The sequence below is a fragment of the Brucella lupini genome (assembly GCF_002252535.1).
In the GTDB taxonomy this organism is placed as follows: Bacteria; Pseudomonadota; Alphaproteobacteria; order Rhizobiales; family Rhizobiaceae; genus Brucella; species Brucella anthropi.
This window is the reverse complement of record NZ_NNRN01000030.1, coordinates 22,667-37,861: the sequence shown is the minus strand read 5'-3', so window position 1 is coordinate 37,861 and position 15,195 is coordinate 22,667. Positions and strand designations below refer to the sequence as shown.

Sequence of the window (15,195 nt, the reverse complement as noted above, 5' to 3'; positions counted from 1 at the left end):
AATCGTTCCTTCATTATCATTCTATTTATTTGAGAAGCTGAACCGGTCGTTACGAGGCCCAGACTTTCGGGCATGGACGAATAGCCCAAGCGCCGCGGACCATAGTCAGCACGCGGCGCGGTGTAAAGGGCAAAGCCCTGCTTTCCCGGTCAGTAAAGTCCGCCAGATCCCGAGTTGATCGCACGTGTTGCCTGCGGCGACTGTGGTGCAACCGGAGAACCTTCGCGGAAGGAATCCATGCCGATAACCGAATAGCTGTCCGATGGACCCGTCCCCGGTTTGAACGCTTCCATGATCACATTCGGATCGCCCTGATTGGCGCGCATGCCGGTTTTGCGGTTGATAGCGATGACCGTCATGCCTTCAGGTACGCGGAAATCGACTTTCGGCGTCCCGACCAGAGCCTGTTCCATGAACGACTTGAACACAGGCGCTGCCAGACCACCACCGGTATTGCCGCGACCGAGCGGCGTCGGCGTATCGTAACCCATGAAGACGCCGACTACGAGATCGGGCGTGAAGCCGACGAACCACGCATCCTTTTCGTCGTTTGTCGTACCGGTCTTGCCAGCCATCGGACGGTCGAGGCTCTTCAAGATCTGCGCTGTACCGCGCTGAACGACGCCTTCCATCATCGACGTGATCTGATAGGCGGTCATCGGATCAAGTACCTGATCGCGATTGTCGATCAGTGTCGGCTCATCCTGATTTGCCCAATCCTGTGCATTGCAGCCCTCGCACTGGCGGGCATCGTGCTTGAAGACCGTCTTGCCGTAGCGATCCTGAATGCGGTCGATCATCGACGGCGTTATGCTCTGGCCGCCATTCGCAATGATGGAATATGCGGTCACCATGCGCAGAACCGTCGTTTCGCCGGCACCAAGCGCCATCGAAAGAACCGGCAGCATCTTGTCGTAGATACCGAAGCGTTCGGCATATTCGGCTACAAGTTTCATGCCCATGTCCTGTGCAAGACGCACAGTCATGACGTTACGCGACTGTTCGATACCGTAGCGCAACGTCGAAGGGCCGGAGAACTTGCCGGAATAATTCTTCGGCGCCCAGACGCCGAGGGTACCACCCTGATTGACTTCCAGCGGACCGTCCAGAACAACGGAAGCAGGCGTATAGCCATTATCGAGGGCCGCAGCATAAACAAACGGCTTGAACGAAGAACCGGGCTGACGATAGGCCTGTGTTGCGCGGTTAAACTCCGATTCCGCATAGGAGAAACCGCCAACCATGGCCAGAACACGGCCGGTATGCGGGTCCATGGCAACGAGCGCACCTTCAAGCTTCGGCGGCTGCTGGAGACGGAAACGGGAATCACCTTCCTTGGAGACATAGACAATGTCACCCGCCTTCAGAACGCCTTCCGGCGACTTGGCGCTGGTGCGTTTGCCACCGATATTCACGACACGCATGGCCCACTTCATATCGTCAGCAGCGATGAATGCGCGCTTGCGCTCCTTGCTGCGCGAGCCTGATGCCTCAAGCGGCGGCTGCAGACCGATGTCTGCGCCAGCGGCAGAAACATTGAGGACGATCGCAAGCTGCCATTCCGGCACGTCCGCGTAGGACTGCATGTCACCGAAGGCCGTACCCCAGTCATTGCCAAGCTCGACATTCTTCATGGGACCGCGCCAGCCACGCGCCTCATCATAACGAAGCAATGCCGCCTGCAAGGACTTGCGAGCCTCGACCTGCAAGGTCGGGTTCAGTGTGGTACGAACAGAAAGACCGCCTTCGTAAAGCGCATCGACACCGTATTTCTGGATGATCTGACGGCGCACTTCCTCGGTGAAATATTCCGACGCGAACACATAATGGGCGTCTGAACGTTCCTTCACACCGAGTGGCTGCTTCTTGGCTTCCGTCGCTTCTTCGGCGGTGATGTAGCCATTTTCGCTCATCCGGTCGATCACCCAGTTGCGGCGCTCGATAGCGCGCTCGGGCTGGCGGAAAGGATGGTAGTTGTTCGGACCTTTCGGCAGGGCTGCGAGATAAGCGCTCTCTGCGATGGAAAGTTCACCGACCGATTTGTCGAAATAGGTCAAAGCCGCGCTGGCAATACCGTAGGAACCAAGACCGAAGAAGATTTCGTTGAGATAGAGCTCGAGAATGCGGTCCTTCGAGTAGGCCTGCTCGATGCGCATCGCCAGAATGGCTTCCTTGATCTTGCGATCATAGGTCTGCTTGGACGTCAGAAGAAAGTTCTTCGCAACCTGCTGCGTGATCGTGGATGCGCCAACCGGGCGGCGACCCGAGCCCATATTCTTGACGTTCGTTATCATGGCACGGGCGAGACCCGCAAAATCGAGACCATGATGTTCGTAGAAGGTCTTGTCTTCAGCCGAAACGAAAGCGGCTTTCACGCGGTTCGGCACAGCCTGAATGGGAATATAAAGACGGCGCTCGCGCGCGAATTCCGACATCAGACTACCGTCCGAGGCGTGAACACGCGTCATGACGGGCGGCTCGTATTTTGCGAGCACCTCGTAATCTGGCAAATCCTTCGTGAGACTTCCGACGTAAAGGGCGACGCCACCTGCCACGAGGAGCATCAGCACCGTTCCGATCCCGAAGAAATATCCGATAAGCCTTACCATAAATGCGGAATCCTGCCTTCAGATTATTCACATGATAAGGGTCAAAGCACGAACAGCCAACCCTTTAACCCAATTATGCCGTATGGCAACTACTGGCTTAGTGACCAGCAAATGAGTCAAAGGCAAGATGGTTTACGTGTTTTTACCAATTTAACGCGGTCACTTTCGTCCGCACGACGAAAATCCACAAAACTGTTGCAAGCATGCATCTTATAAGCTGAAGTGCATGTAACTCCAAGTGGGACATCTCCACTTTTCAGGTCCCTACCCTTTGCTCACGCTTGCGGGATGCTTCAATGCTTCAAAAGCCCTGATCGCAATCGCCAGCCGCTCTGCAAGCTTCTTGCGCCATTCAGGATTGCTGATCAGTTTTTCGTCCTCGGCATTGGACAAATATCCGATTTCGATCAAGACGGACGGCACATCCGGCGCACGCAGCACCTGAAAACCGGCAAAGCGATGCGGATTATTGATGAGATTCACTTGTCCTTGCAGCGAATGAATCACCTTCTCGGCAAAGCTCAGCGAGAATGTATGCGTTTCGCGTCTCGTCAGATCGAGAAGAATGTCGGTGACCTCGGGCTGCTCCTCAGGCGCCGCACCTGCAAGGGTGTCAGACTTGTTCTCACGCTCAGCCATGGCGCGCGCAACGGAATCCGATGCCTTGTCGGAAATTGTGTAGACCGTCGCACCGCGAATATCATGCTGATTGATCGTATCGGCGTGGATGGAAATGAACAAATCCGCTTCGTGCTGGCGCGCAATTCGCACGCGTTCTGAAAGTCTCAGATAAGTGTCGTCATCACGCGTCATGAGAACTTTGATATTCTTGTCCTGCGCCAGACGATCTCTGAGCTCCTGCCCGAAAGCGAGGGTCAGGTCTTTTTCCTTGATGCCGCTCAAGCTTTCTGCACCGCTATCGATACCGCCGTGACCAGGATCGATCATAACGGTAAACGGACGCGTGGCGGGCGTGCTCTGGGATGCGGCCTGAACAGGCTTTTCACTGCGATCCGTGGAACTTGTTATTTCCTCGTGCCCCTTGAGCTGATCTGCAAATTCGCGATCCGAAGTCGCAACGATATCGGCCACAAGGCGATAGCCCGATGCGCTGTCATTTTTCAGAACACGGAGATCCTCGACCTTGAACGGACCGCGTAATGTCAGGATGAGGCGTGAACGACCCTTGCCCACCAGCCCGTAACGAACTCGGGATACCAGTCCTCGGGCTTCGAGACTTTTTTCATCAAAACCAAACCGCGTCTCAGGCAGGTCGACAACCAGACGATGTGGATTATCCAGAAGCAGGGTCGACAGCTTTGGCTCCTGATCGAACATGACAACAATGCGCGTTCGCAGATCGTCGCCGGCCATCCGGAAAGTCAGTGCTGATAATGGAGACGTCACGCGATCGGCAGCGGAAACAGATACAGCCTGCAACAGCAAAATCGACAAGAGAGCAAACAATGCCAGAAGGCATCGCAAACTCGCCAATCGTGTCATAGCGTTTTCAGCGCTTCGAAAATGCATCGGCTGCCACAATCAAGAACATCATTGAATGACTGGTATCAATAATTGCGATACCGGCACGTTTGCCCCTGCACCATCTCGCCCGAATACCCATTAAAACACTCGTACAAAACTACAGTTAAGGAAGGATTTCCAGCCGTATTTCGACCTTGAAAAGGGCCTATACTCAGCTTTCGGCGAAATTGCGATGCGAATGTCAAATGATATTCGCACTTGTCATCGTTCAAACGACGCCATAAAAGCTATGAAAGGTTTTGGGTGAACTATCAGAATCGTTTGCCGGTTCTCAAAATGAACCGCAAGGAATGATAGTGAAAACAGCGGCATATTCATTCGTCGCCCCCGATAACCAGTACAGAATTCAGCGGAGATGTGGCTCCCCCGCCCTCCGTTTCTATCGGCCGACTGCGCATCTTTACGCGCTGTCGCCAATGCTCGAAAAGAGCACAGAGGTCGGCCCGGCTTTTCCGGGTCATATATGAGGTCGTTTCGTTCGGAACAGCTATGGGTCAAGCAAGACTGACCACTGCAAGCCTGAAGACCGTGATCGCCACGAGGCCGTCGCGCGCGGAGGCAGCAGCTTTTTTTCCGACGAACCCAGAACCATCCGGCAGATGCAACGCAGTGAGCACGACAGCCCTCAGGGTTTCGTCCGGCGCACGCGTTTTGCGTCTTGGCGCCGGCAGGAAAGACAATAATGTCCAACAAAATGCTTATAGATGCCTCCCACCCGGAGGAGACCCGGGTTATCGTCACTCGGGGCAACAAGATTGAAGAATTCGACTTTGAGTCGGAACACAAGAAGCAGCTGAAAGGCAATATCTACCTCGCACGCGTTACCCGCGTCGAACCTTCACTTCAGGCTGCGTTCGTGGAATATGGTGGCAATCGCCATGGCTTCCTCGCATTCTCGGAAATCCACCCTGACTACTACCAGATCCCGGTAGCAGATCGTCTTGCGCTGCTCGAAGCGGAAGCTAAGGCCGCACGCGCCGAAGACGATGAGGACGAACCGCGCGCCAAAAGTGAACGAAGCGAGCGCAGCGACCGGAACGATCGTTCGCGCCGCAACCGTCGTCGCGGTCGTCGTGACGGCCAGAATGGCGACGCGCAAGCCAATGCAGCCGACAAGGGATTGCCTGCAGCCGAGCCCGTCGGCCCGGCTTTTGAGAATTACGTGCCCGGCACACCGGCCATGGCTCTTTCGCAGAAAAGCGATGTGATCTCCGAAGCCCTCGATAACGGCGACGAGGACGACATCGAACATGAAGAGGACATGGTCGAATCTGTTGGTTCGGAAGATGCACTTGAGGAGCTTCCGACGCCTGCCCGTACCAATCGCCGCCAGTACAACATTCAGGAAGTGATCAAGCGTCGCCAGATTCTTCTGGTGCAGGTGGTCAAGGAAGAGCGCGGCAACAAGGGCGCTGCTCTCACGACCTATCTTTCGCTGGCCGGTCGTTATTCGGTGCTGATGCCCAACACCGCGCGTGGCGGTGGCATTTCGCGCAAGATCACCCAACCGCAGGATCGCAAGCGCCTGAAGGAAATCGTCAAGGAACTCGAAGTGCCGCAGGGCATGGGCGTGATCCTGCGTACCGCTGGCGCCAATCGCACCAAGGCGGAAGTCAAGCGCGACTACGAATATCTGATGCGCCTTTGGGAAAATGTCCGCACGCTGACCTTGCAGTCGACGGCACCTTCCCTCGTCTATGAAGAAGGCAGCCTGATCAAGCGCTCGATCCGCGACCTTTATAACAAGGACATCACAGAAATCCTCGTTTCCGGCGAGAACGGCTATCGCGAGGCCAAGGACTTCATGCGCATGCTCATGCCGAGCCATGCCAAGGTGGTCCAGCCTTATCGTGAACAAGTGCCGATTTTCACACGCAACGGCGTCGAAGCCCAGCTCGACCGCATGCTGCTGCCGCAGGTGACGCTGAAATCGGGCGGCTACCTGATCATCAACCAGACCGAAGCGCTGGTTGCCATCGATGTCAACTCCGGTCGCTCGACGCGCGAACATTCCATCGAAGACACCGCGCTCCAGACCAATCTGGAAGCAGCCGAGGAAGTGGCGCGCCAGCTGCGTCTGCGCGACCTTGCCGGTCTGATCGTCGTCGACTTCATCGACATGGAAGAAAAGCGCAACAATCGCGCTGTCGAAAAGAAGATGAAGGATTGCCTGAAGGACGACCGCGCTCGCATTCAGGTTGGCCGCATCTCGCATTTCGGCCTACTGGAAATGTCGCGCCAGCGTATCCGCGCATCGGTGCTGGAAAGCACGATGCAGGTGTGCCAGCATTGCGGCGGCACCGGCCATGTCCGCTCGGATTCGTCGATGGCGCTGCATATCATTCGCGGCATCGAAGATTATCTGCTACGTCATTCGGGCTTTGACATCAATGTTCGCACGCCAGCGGCTTCGGCGCTTTATGTGCTGAACCACAAGCGTCAGTTGCTGGCGGATCTGGAAGGCCGCTTCGGCGTTGCCATCAGCATCGACGCCGACGAAAGTGTCGGCCATCAGCATTTCGTTATCGACAAGGGCGCGCCGTCGACACGGCCTATCACCCAGCCTCCGGTTCAGCCGATGGCCTATATCGAAGACGATATCGAAGACCCGGAAATCCCGGTCGATGAGGACGAAGCCGAAGAAGAAGCGACGGCTGACGTTCAGGCTCGCGAAGATCGTAGTGACGAAGGTGATCGCAAGCGTCGCCGCCGTCGTCGTCGTCGCGGCGGTCGTGATCGCGAGAACCCGGAACAGGCTGCAAAGACCGATTCCGTTTCGGAAGATGCCTCCGACGAAGACGATGACGCCGATGACGCGCAGGAATCATCTTCGAATGCTTCGCTGAGCGAAGAAGATCGCCGCAAGAAGCGTCGCCGTGGTCGCCGGGGCGGACGCAAGAATCGTCGCGACGACGAACCGCGTGTACGCAAGGTTCCAGATCCGGAGTTCGTCGGTTACACGCCGGTTCTGCCGGTTAAAGCCGAGGAAGCTGTTGTCGAAGCAGTTGCATCGGTAGCGGTGGAACAAGCGGCTGAAGTTGCTGTTCCGGCTATTGAAGCAACAGCCGAGGAAAAGCCTGCCAAGACTGCCCGCAAGCCCCGCGCTCGCAAGTCTGCGAAGACTGAAGAAGCGGCTGAGGACGTGGTAGTCGCGGAGGCGGAGGAAAAGCCCTCCAAGCCTGCGCGCAAGACCCGTAGCCGCAAGAAGGTTGCCGAAGAAGCTCCTGCTGAACCGGTAGCGGTCACTGAGGAGCCAGAAGCAGAAGCGGAGAAGCCAAAGCGGCGTACCCGCAGAGCTGCTGCGAAGCCAGCTGTCGAAGTCGAAGAGACGGTAGCGGTCGAGGCAGAAGTAGCAACGATTGCCGAGCCGCAGAAAAGCGCTGAGCCCGTTGTGACTTCAAGCGAGAGCGAAGACCAGAAGCCCAAGCGTGCTGGCTGGTGGCAGAAGAAGGGTTTCTTCTGAGATCTGTTTCATGATTGAAATGAAAAAACCGGCGGAAACGCCGGTTTTTCTTTATCTTTCGATATTGGTAAATGGTTGGAAGAAACCGGAACCGGCTCAGGCTTTCTGTTGTGGCAGCCAGCCTTCAAGGCGACGGACAGCCTCTTCCATTTCCTCGATCTTGCCAGCGTAGGAAAAACGCATTGTGCGATGTCCATCCAGCGGATCGAAATCGCGTCCCGGTGTTGCTGCTATATTGATTTCGGCAATCATGCGGCGAGCAAATTCCATACTGTCATTGGTGAAACGGGAAACGTCGCAATAGGCATAGAATGCGCCATCCATTGGTGCAGCCAGGCTGAGACCCATGCGTGGAAGATGATCCCGCAGGATCAGTCGGTTCTGACGATAGCGATCCTTTACCCGCTCAAGTTCCGCCGTTGCATGGAAGGCTTCGATGGCAGCGCGCTGCGAAAGCTCCGGTGCGGAGATATAAAGGCTCTGGCTCAGTCGCTCGATTGCGCGGATATCGTCTTCGGGCAGAACCATCCAGCCAATACGCCAGCCGGTCATGCAGTAATATTTGGAGAACGAGTTGATGACCGTCACATCATCGGAAATCTCCAACGCCGTGACATCGTCCGTTTCATAGGAAAGCCGATGATAGATTTCGTCTGAAATGACCCGGATACCCAGATCACGGGCAGTTTCAATGATCGCTTTCAGTTCCGGCTTGTCGATGACCGCGCCGGTCGGATTGGCCGGGCTTGCAAACAATACCCCTTTCAAGGGCTTCTCGGCATGTGCCGCAGCAAGCGCTTCAGCAGTCAGTGACGCCGATGTTCCATTGCCGGTCGGTATTTCCACGACCTCAAGGCCTAGCGCCGTCAATATATTGCGATAGGCGGGGTAGCCGGGACGGGTAATAGCAACCCTGTCGCCCGGATCGAAATAGACCACAAAGGCCAGATTGAAGGCAGCAGACGAGCCAGTCGTGACGGCAACACGTTCCGGTGAGACCGAAACACCGTAATGATCGGCATAATGCCCAGCAATGGCCTCTCTCAGTTCAATCAGCCCCAGAGCGTCAGTGTAACCAATGCGACCGTCCTTCAAGGCACGTTCAGCGGCTTGTCGAACGACTTCCGGTGCCGGATCAGCAGGCTGGCCTACCGCCATGGAAATAATCGGGTGCCCGGCCGCGCGACGACGGTTTGCCTCAGCCAAAACGTCCATAGCGTGAAAGGGCTCGACCGCACTGCGGCTGGAAAGAGTGACCAACTTTACCTCCAGAAACTTGCGAGTTTCGCATTCTACATCCGCCGTATAATCGCCGGATTGGTAAAGCAACAGCACTTTACGAGAAAATACGACCAAATCCCGAGATGGAGATTATGTCTCGCCTGCCTATCGATGATTGAATGCAAAGGCTATAAGATTCGCGCCGGTTTGAAGAAGGAAGAACAACACGATGGGGACGATGACTACACCTTTCCCAGCCAGGAGATTTTCTTTCCATAGTTTGGTTCGCCGTTCGGTCGCCGTAGTGGCCGCAACGTCCATAGCTGTTACCAGTGCCCTCCCTGCATTCGCGCAGTCGCGTGGTGGTGGTGTGCCTATCGTCCGGGACGCGGAAATCGAGGCACTTGTTGCCGATTATGCTGCGCCAATCCTCAAGGCTGCAGGTTTGGGTGGTCGCGGCGTTCGCGTTATTCTGGTCAATTCGCAAAGCTTCAACGCCTTCGTTGATGGACGGCGTATTTTCATAAATACAGGCGCAATCATGCAGGCGGAAACGCCCAATGAAATCATTGGCGTGATCGCACACGAATCGGGACACCTTGCAGGCGGGCATCAGGAGCGTTTGCGTGAACAGCTCAGCCGCGCCCGCAACATGGCGATCATTGGTATGCTGCTTGGCGTTGGCGCTGGCGTTGCAGGCGCTGCGAGCGGCAGCGGCAACGCCGCGGGCGCTGGCGCAGGTATTGCTATGGGCTCAAGCGAAATAGCCATGCGCAGCGTACTCAACTATCAGCGCACGGAAGAAATGACCGCCGATCGTCTTGCCGTGAACTATCTCAATGCCACCGGTCAGTCGACCAAGGGCATGCTCGATACGTTCGAGCGTTTCGCATCGGCCCTGTCGCTTACGGGCACCCAGATCGACCAATATCGTATCAGCCACCCTCTCCCACGTGAGCGAATTGCCAATCTGGAAGAGCTTGCACGAAAAAGCCCGTACTTCAACAAAACCGATTCTCCGGCCTTGCAGATGCGCCACGATATGGCGCGCGCGAAGATTGCCGCCTATTCGGGCAATATGGGCGCGCTGCAGCGCATGTTCCGCAGCAACCCCGGCGGGCTCCCTGCCCGCTATGGCAATGCCATAACAACATTCCTGAACGGCTCTGCCCGCTCTGCGCTACCGAAATTTGATGCCTTGATCAAGGAACAGCCAAAGAACCCGTATTTCCAGGAAATGCGCGGCGAAGTCTTGCTGAAAGCCAATGATGCCGCGGGAGCGGCAAAGGCTTTCCAGAAGGCGGTTTCGCTCGATCCGCGCAAATCGCCGTTGCTGCGCATGAGCTATGGGCGTGCGCTCATGCTCACCGGTGCCAAGGCAAACATGCCGACTGCGATCAAGGAGATCAAGGCAGGTATAGCTTCCGATCCGGAGTTTCCGGGCGGATATGGTTATCTGGCGCAAGCATATGGCCAGCAAGGTGATATGGCGCTGGCCGACCTCGCCACTGCCGATATGAACTACTATTCTGGCAAGCTTCAGCAGGCCCAGATCTTCGCAATCCGCGCGCAAAAGCAGATGAAGCCCCGTTCGCCCGAATGGCTTCGCGCGCAGGACATCATTAATGCCAAGAAAAGCAAGTAAGGCGGTTGGCGCCTGATAGCGATATTAAAGACAGATTGGAATTTGGAATGAAGAATATAGTTTCCATAACAGTTGCCAGCGGCATCGTGGGGATCGCAGCTCTTGCAGCGGGTTATTATGCAGGCACTGCCCGTCAGGCTCCAGCTGCCGTGGAAAGCCCTGCCGCTTCCGCAGCCCCGGCAGCGATGAACCAGCAGGCCATTGAAAACGTCGTGCGCAACTATCTCATCCAGAATCCCGAACTGATGCTGGAAGTGCAAAGCGCGCTGGAAACCAAGCAGGCACACGCGGCGCAGGAACAGATCAAGCAGGTGCTGACTGCCAATCGTGCCGCCCTTTATGACCCCAAGCATGATGCAGTCTTCGGCAATCCGGACGGCGACGTGACGGTTTACGAGTTCTTCGATTACAATTGCGGTTATTGCAAGCGGGCACTGCCCGACATGGAAGCGATCCTGAAAACCGATAAGAATGTCCGTTTTGTCATGAAGGAATTCCCGATTCTTGGTCCGGATTCAGCCAAGGCGCATATCGTGGCACAGGCATTCAGAGCGCTGATGCCGGAAAAATATGCTGAATTCCACCAAGTACTGCTCGGCGCGCAGGAGCGTGCAACGGAAGATTCCGCCATCGCCGATGCCGTAAAGCTCGGCGCTGATGAAGCACAGCTGCGCGAAAAGATGAAAGATCCGGCTATCACCGGCGCTTTCCAGCAGACCTATCAGCTGGCGCAACAGCTCAACATTACCGGCACGCCATCCTACATCATCGGCGATGAACTGGTTCCGGGTGCAATCGGCGTCGATGGTCTGGTTGAGAGAATCGCAGCAGCGCGCGCTGCAGCGAAAAAGTAAGCTGATCGGCCATGGCTTGACTGATCACTTTTGTGAAACAGTTTATGCCGTGGCATCCAATGTTTATGTTGCGTGAAGAGAAATTGCCTTATCGGCTGCTTATTTTGCAAAGAATAGCGGGAAAAACCGGTTCGGCAAAACATCTGCAATGATTTAGAGGGTTTCGGCTTGCGTCCAAGCCCTCTATATGAAATGCGAAGTGTACCGAAATTTCGCGGTAACGCGTTATCAGTCGCGGACGGATATGGCAAAAACGGTTTTTGTTTTGAACGGCCCCAATCTCAACCTTCTCGGCAAACGAGAACCGGGGATATACGGTGTTGCAACGCTCGAGAATATCGAGGCGGACTGCAAGCGTGAGGCCGAACAACTCGGACTTGATGTCGATTTCCGTCAGTCCAATTACGAAGGCGATCTGGTGACCTGGATTCAGGAGGCTGGCGACAAAAACGCCTATGTCCTCATCAATCCAGCCGCTTACAGCCACACTTCGGTTGCTATTCATGATGCAATCCGCTCGGCCAAGGTAACGGTCGTGGAAGTGCATCTTTCGAACATTCATGCGCGTGAGGCTTTCCGGCATCACTCCTATGTATCCGCAGTCGCCAAAGGCGTTATTTGCGGCTTTGGCGCGGAAGGATATCTGCTCGGTCTGCGCGCGCTTGCGGCAATTGCCAAAGAAGAAGAAAACAACGGGCAAAGCGTTAAAGGGGCCTGATATGTCCAGCAAAAATTCCGTCATCGACAAGGAAACGATCCGCGACCTGGCGGACATTCTCAATGAAACTGACCTGACCGATATCGAAGTCGAACATGGCGATCTGCGTATCCGCGTTTCGCGCAAGGTCACGGTTCAGGCCGCAGCAACCGTTATGCCAGCCGCAGCCCCTGTTGCTGTTGCTGCCGCACCAGCTGCTGCAGCCGCCGAACCGACCAAGGCCGATCTGTCGAAGAACGCCGTTCCGTCGCCGATGGTTGGCACTGCCTATCTCGCTCCGGCTCCGGGTGCTCGCAACTTCATCGAAATCGGCGCACAGGTGAAGGAAGGTCAGACGCTTCTCATCATCGAAGCCATGAAGACCATGAACCAGATTCCGGCCCCACGGGCTGGTACGGTCAAGGCCATTCTCATCGAAGACGCTCAGCCGGTTGAATTCGGTGAGCCGCTCGTCGTAATCGAATAAGACAACAGATTACGGCTTATTCAATGAACGGGCAGCAAAGCGCAATGTTTCAAAAGATACTCATAGCCAATCGTGGCGAAATCGCTCTTCGCGTGCTCAGGGCTTGTAAGGAACTGGGCATCAAGACCGTCGCCGTTCACTCCACGGCAGACGCCGACGCGATGCATGTGCGTCTGGCAGACGAAAGTGTCTGCATCGGGCCGCCGCCATCGCGCGACAGCTATCTGAACATCCATCAGATCGTTGCTGCTTGCGAGATCACGGGCGCTGACGCAATCCATCCGGGTTATGGCTTCCTGTCGGAGAACGCCAAGTTCGCGGAAATTCTTGAAGCGCACGGCATCACCTTCATTGGCCCCACCGCTTCGCATATCCGCATCATGGGCGACAAGATCGAAGCCAAGCGCACTGCAAAGCGCCTCGGCATTCCGGTTGTTCCGGGTTCTGACGGCGGTGTGACGGATGACGTCGAAGCCGCTCGCATCGCGAAGGAAATCGGTTATCCGGTCATCATCAAGGCGTCTGCCGGTGGTGGCGGACGCGGCATGAAGGTTGCCCGCACCGAAGAAGATCTTTCGGTAGCACTTGCAACCGCGCGGACCGAAGCTGGTGCAGCCTTTGGTGACGACGCGGTCTATATCGAGAAATATCTCGAAAAGCCGCGCCACATCGAAGTTCAGGTCATGGGCGACGGTGCCGGCAATGCAATCCATCTGGGCGAACGCGACTGCTCGTTACAGCGCCGTCACCAGAAGGTTTGGGAAGAAGCCAATTCACCGGCGCTCAATGCAGAAGCACGCGACAAGATCGGCATGGTCTGCGCCAACGCCTGTGCGGAACTGGGCTATCGCGGTGCGGGAACGATCGAGTTCCTTTATGAAGACGGCGAATTCTATTTCATCGAAATGAATACGCGTCTTCAGGTGGAACATCCGATTACGGAAGCCATCACGGGTATCGATCTCGTTCACGAGCAGATTCGCGTTGCAGCTGGCCTCGGCCTGTCGGTAAAGCAGAAGGATATCCGCTTCTCCGGCCATGCCATCGAATGCCGTATCAACGCTGAAGACCCGCTGACTTTTGCGCCTTCGCCGGGCCTGATCACGCATTATCATACGCCGGGTGGCCTCGGCATCCGCGTGGATTCGGGCGTCTACTCCGGCTATCGTATTCCGCCTTACTACGACAGCCTTATCGGCAAGCTGATTGTGCATGGTCGCAATCGCGTCGAATGCATGATGCGTCTGCGCCGTGCGCTGGACGAGTTCGTGGTGGATGGTGTGAAAACCACCCTCCCGCTTTTCCAAGACCTGATTGCCAATCAGGATATCGCTAACGGCGATTACGACATTCATTGGCTTGAAAAGTATCTGGCCAAGAAAACCAAGAGCGAAAGCGCCTGACGACAGTGACCGCAGGAGTATCCCCGGACGACTATTCAATCGAACCGGAGCTACTCCTGCGGGCCTATGCCACGGGAATATTTCCCATGGCCGAAGAAGCCGACGATCCCGAAGTCTTCTGGGTTCGTCCCGAGAGGCGCGGTGTCATACCCCTTGATGGCTTCCACATGCCGAAAAGCCTCCAGAAGACCATCCGCCAGGGTATTTTTGACATAAAGCTCGATAACGATTTTGATGGTGTGATCGAAGGTTGTGCCAGCGGAACAGGTGAACGCGCGCGCACATGGATCAATGGACCTATCCGCGAAGCCTATAAGAATCTGTTCGAGATCGGACATTGCCACACGGTCGAAGCCTGGCATGACGGACAGCTCGTTGGTGGACTTTATGGGGTAACGCTTGGGCGTGCCTTTTTCGGCGAGAGCATGTTCACACGAAAACGGGACGCGTCAAAGGTCTGCCTTGCCTATCTGGTCCAGCATCTGGTGAAGCAAGGCTTCGTGCTGCTCGACACGCAGTTCACCACACCGCATCTCGAAAGATTCGGCGCTGTGGAAGTTCCAAGGAAAAAATACGAGAAACTGCTGGAAAACGCGCTGGATGGAATCGTGCGCTTCTAAATAGCTGCGGTTAATTGCGCTGATCCGGCGGAGGGACTTCCGACTTCTGCTTGCAGTCCTTCAGCCAGACGTCATAGATCGGATGCTCGACAGCATTGAGACCCGGACTATCGGCGAACATCCAGCCGGTAAAAATACGGCGAATCTTTCGGTCAAGCGTGATCTCTTCGACTTCAACGAAACCGTCGGTGCGTGGTGCTTCGTTCTCTGTGCGCGAATAACAAACTTTCGGCGTTACCTGAAGGGCGCCGAACTGAACTGTCTCATTGATATAGACGTCGAACGTCGTGATACGCCCGGTGATTTTATCGAGACCCGAGAACTCAGCAACCGGATTGGTGATGCGTTCGGCCATTGCTGCTTGAAAGCTGCTGGTGGTCGCAATGAGCGAAATCAAGGCAACCTGAACAGCCCTTTTTATCGGGTTTTTTCCGTTGCCAGCCGCGCCGTGAGATTGCTTCGTCAAAACGGAGATCCGCATCCAAAGGGTTTAAATTAAGCCGGAACAATTCCTAAGCATGAAATGTGACGATTCGTTGCCCAGTCGCAAGCCGCAATGCTGCCGCTGGTCTTAAGCGAGCCGTCTATCCTCAAACCTTTTCCGCTATAGCGTCAAAAGGCGGACACATAATAAATCCGGCGCGGATGAAC

General features: G+C 55.7%; 12 protein-coding genes. 7 read left to right on the top strand and 5 right to left on the bottom strand.

The annotated features are described in order from the left end of the window. Nucleotides 1-149 precede the first annotated feature (149 nt). From CES86_RS03320 to CES86_RS03310, 3 genes are all read right to left on the bottom strand, one after another. The gene (locus CES86_RS03320; RefSeq protein ID WP_010661272.1) at nt 150-2,609 is read right to left on the bottom strand and encodes a penicillin-binding protein 1A; all 2,460 of its coding nucleotides are present in this window, start codon (nt 2,607-2,609) and stop codon (nt 150-152) included. A gap of 264 nt (nt 2,610-2,873) precedes the next feature. Then, nucleotides 2,874-4,139, bottom strand: a complete 1,266-nt coding sequence (locus CES86_RS03315; RefSeq protein WP_373418761.1) for an N-acetylmuramoyl-L-alanine amidase — start codon at nt 4,137-4,139, stop codon at nt 2,874-2,876. Nucleotides 4,140-4,648: 509 nt separating this feature from the next. Continuing rightward, nucleotides 4,649-4,834 (bottom strand): hypothetical protein, encoded by a 186-nt coding sequence (locus CES86_RS03310; RefSeq protein WP_010661270.1) that lies wholly within the window; start codon nt 4,832-4,834, stop codon nt 4,649-4,651. 2 nt (nt 4,835-4,836) lie between these two features. Between CES86_RS03310 and CES86_RS03305 the strand changes: the two genes are divergently transcribed. Beyond that, entirely contained in the window at nt 4,837-7,617 is a 2,781-nt protein-coding gene (locus tag CES86_RS03305) for an Rne/Rng family ribonuclease (protein ID WP_094513710.1), read from the top strand. Between the two features lie 96 nt (nt 7,618-7,713). Here the strand turns inward: CES86_RS03305 and CES86_RS03300 are convergent, their stop codons facing one another. Beyond that, the gene (locus tag CES86_RS03300) at nt 7,714-8,877 is read right to left on the bottom strand and encodes a pyridoxal phosphate-dependent aminotransferase (protein ID WP_040129331.1); all 1,164 of its coding nucleotides are present in this window, start codon (nt 8,875-8,877) and stop codon (nt 7,714-7,716) included. Nucleotides 8,878-9,067: 190 nt separating this feature from the next. On the opposite strand from CES86_RS03300, the gene CES86_RS03295 reads away from it, so the two are divergent. From CES86_RS03295 to aat, 6 genes are all read left to right on the top strand, one after another. Then, nucleotides 9,068-10,483, top strand: a complete 1,416-nt coding sequence (locus tag CES86_RS03295) for a M48 family metalloprotease (RefSeq protein WP_036586818.1) — start codon at nt 9,068-9,070, stop codon at nt 10,481-10,483. A 47-nt stretch (nt 10,484-10,530) separates the two neighbouring features. After that, nucleotides 10,531-11,337 carry a DsbA family protein gene (locus tag CES86_RS03290; protein ID WP_012092146.1) on the top strand — a complete coding sequence of 269 codons (807 nt, stop codon included), beginning with the start codon at nt 10,531-10,533 and terminating at the stop codon, nt 11,335-11,337. Between the two features lie 244 nt (nt 11,338-11,581). Further along, nucleotides 11,582-12,055, top strand: coding sequence for a type II 3-dehydroquinate dehydratase (gene aroQ, locus CES86_RS03285; protein ID WP_010661265.1), 474 nt, complete (start codon nt 11,582-11,584; stop codon nt 12,053-12,055). A gap of 1 nt (nt 12,056) precedes the next feature. Further along, the gene (gene accB / locus CES86_RS03280) at nt 12,057-12,521 is read left to right on the top strand and encodes an acetyl-CoA carboxylase biotin carboxyl carrier protein (RefSeq protein ID WP_012092148.1); all 465 of its coding nucleotides are present in this window, start codon (nt 12,057-12,059) and stop codon (nt 12,519-12,521) included. Nucleotides 12,522-12,565: 44 nt separating this feature from the next. After that, nucleotides 12,566-13,924, top strand: a complete 1,359-nt coding sequence (gene accC, locus CES86_RS03275; RefSeq protein ID WP_010661263.1) for an acetyl-CoA carboxylase biotin carboxylase subunit — start codon at nt 12,566-12,568, stop codon at nt 13,922-13,924. A 5-nt stretch (nt 13,925-13,929) separates the two neighbouring features. Further along, on the top strand, nt 13,930-14,544 hold the full coding sequence (gene aat, locus CES86_RS03270; protein WP_012092150.1) for a leucyl/phenylalanyl-tRNA--protein transferase: 615 nt from the start codon (nt 13,930-13,932) through the stop codon (nt 14,542-14,544). A 10-nt stretch (nt 14,545-14,554) separates the two neighbouring features. Here aat and CES86_RS03265 read toward each other — a convergent pair whose 3' ends face one another. Further along, complete coding sequence (locus tag CES86_RS03265; protein WP_010661261.1) at nt 14,555-15,025, bottom strand: DUF2155 domain-containing protein; 471 nt, start codon at nt 15,023-15,025, stop codon at nt 14,555-14,557. Between the last annotated feature and the right edge of the window lie 170 nt (nt 15,026-15,195).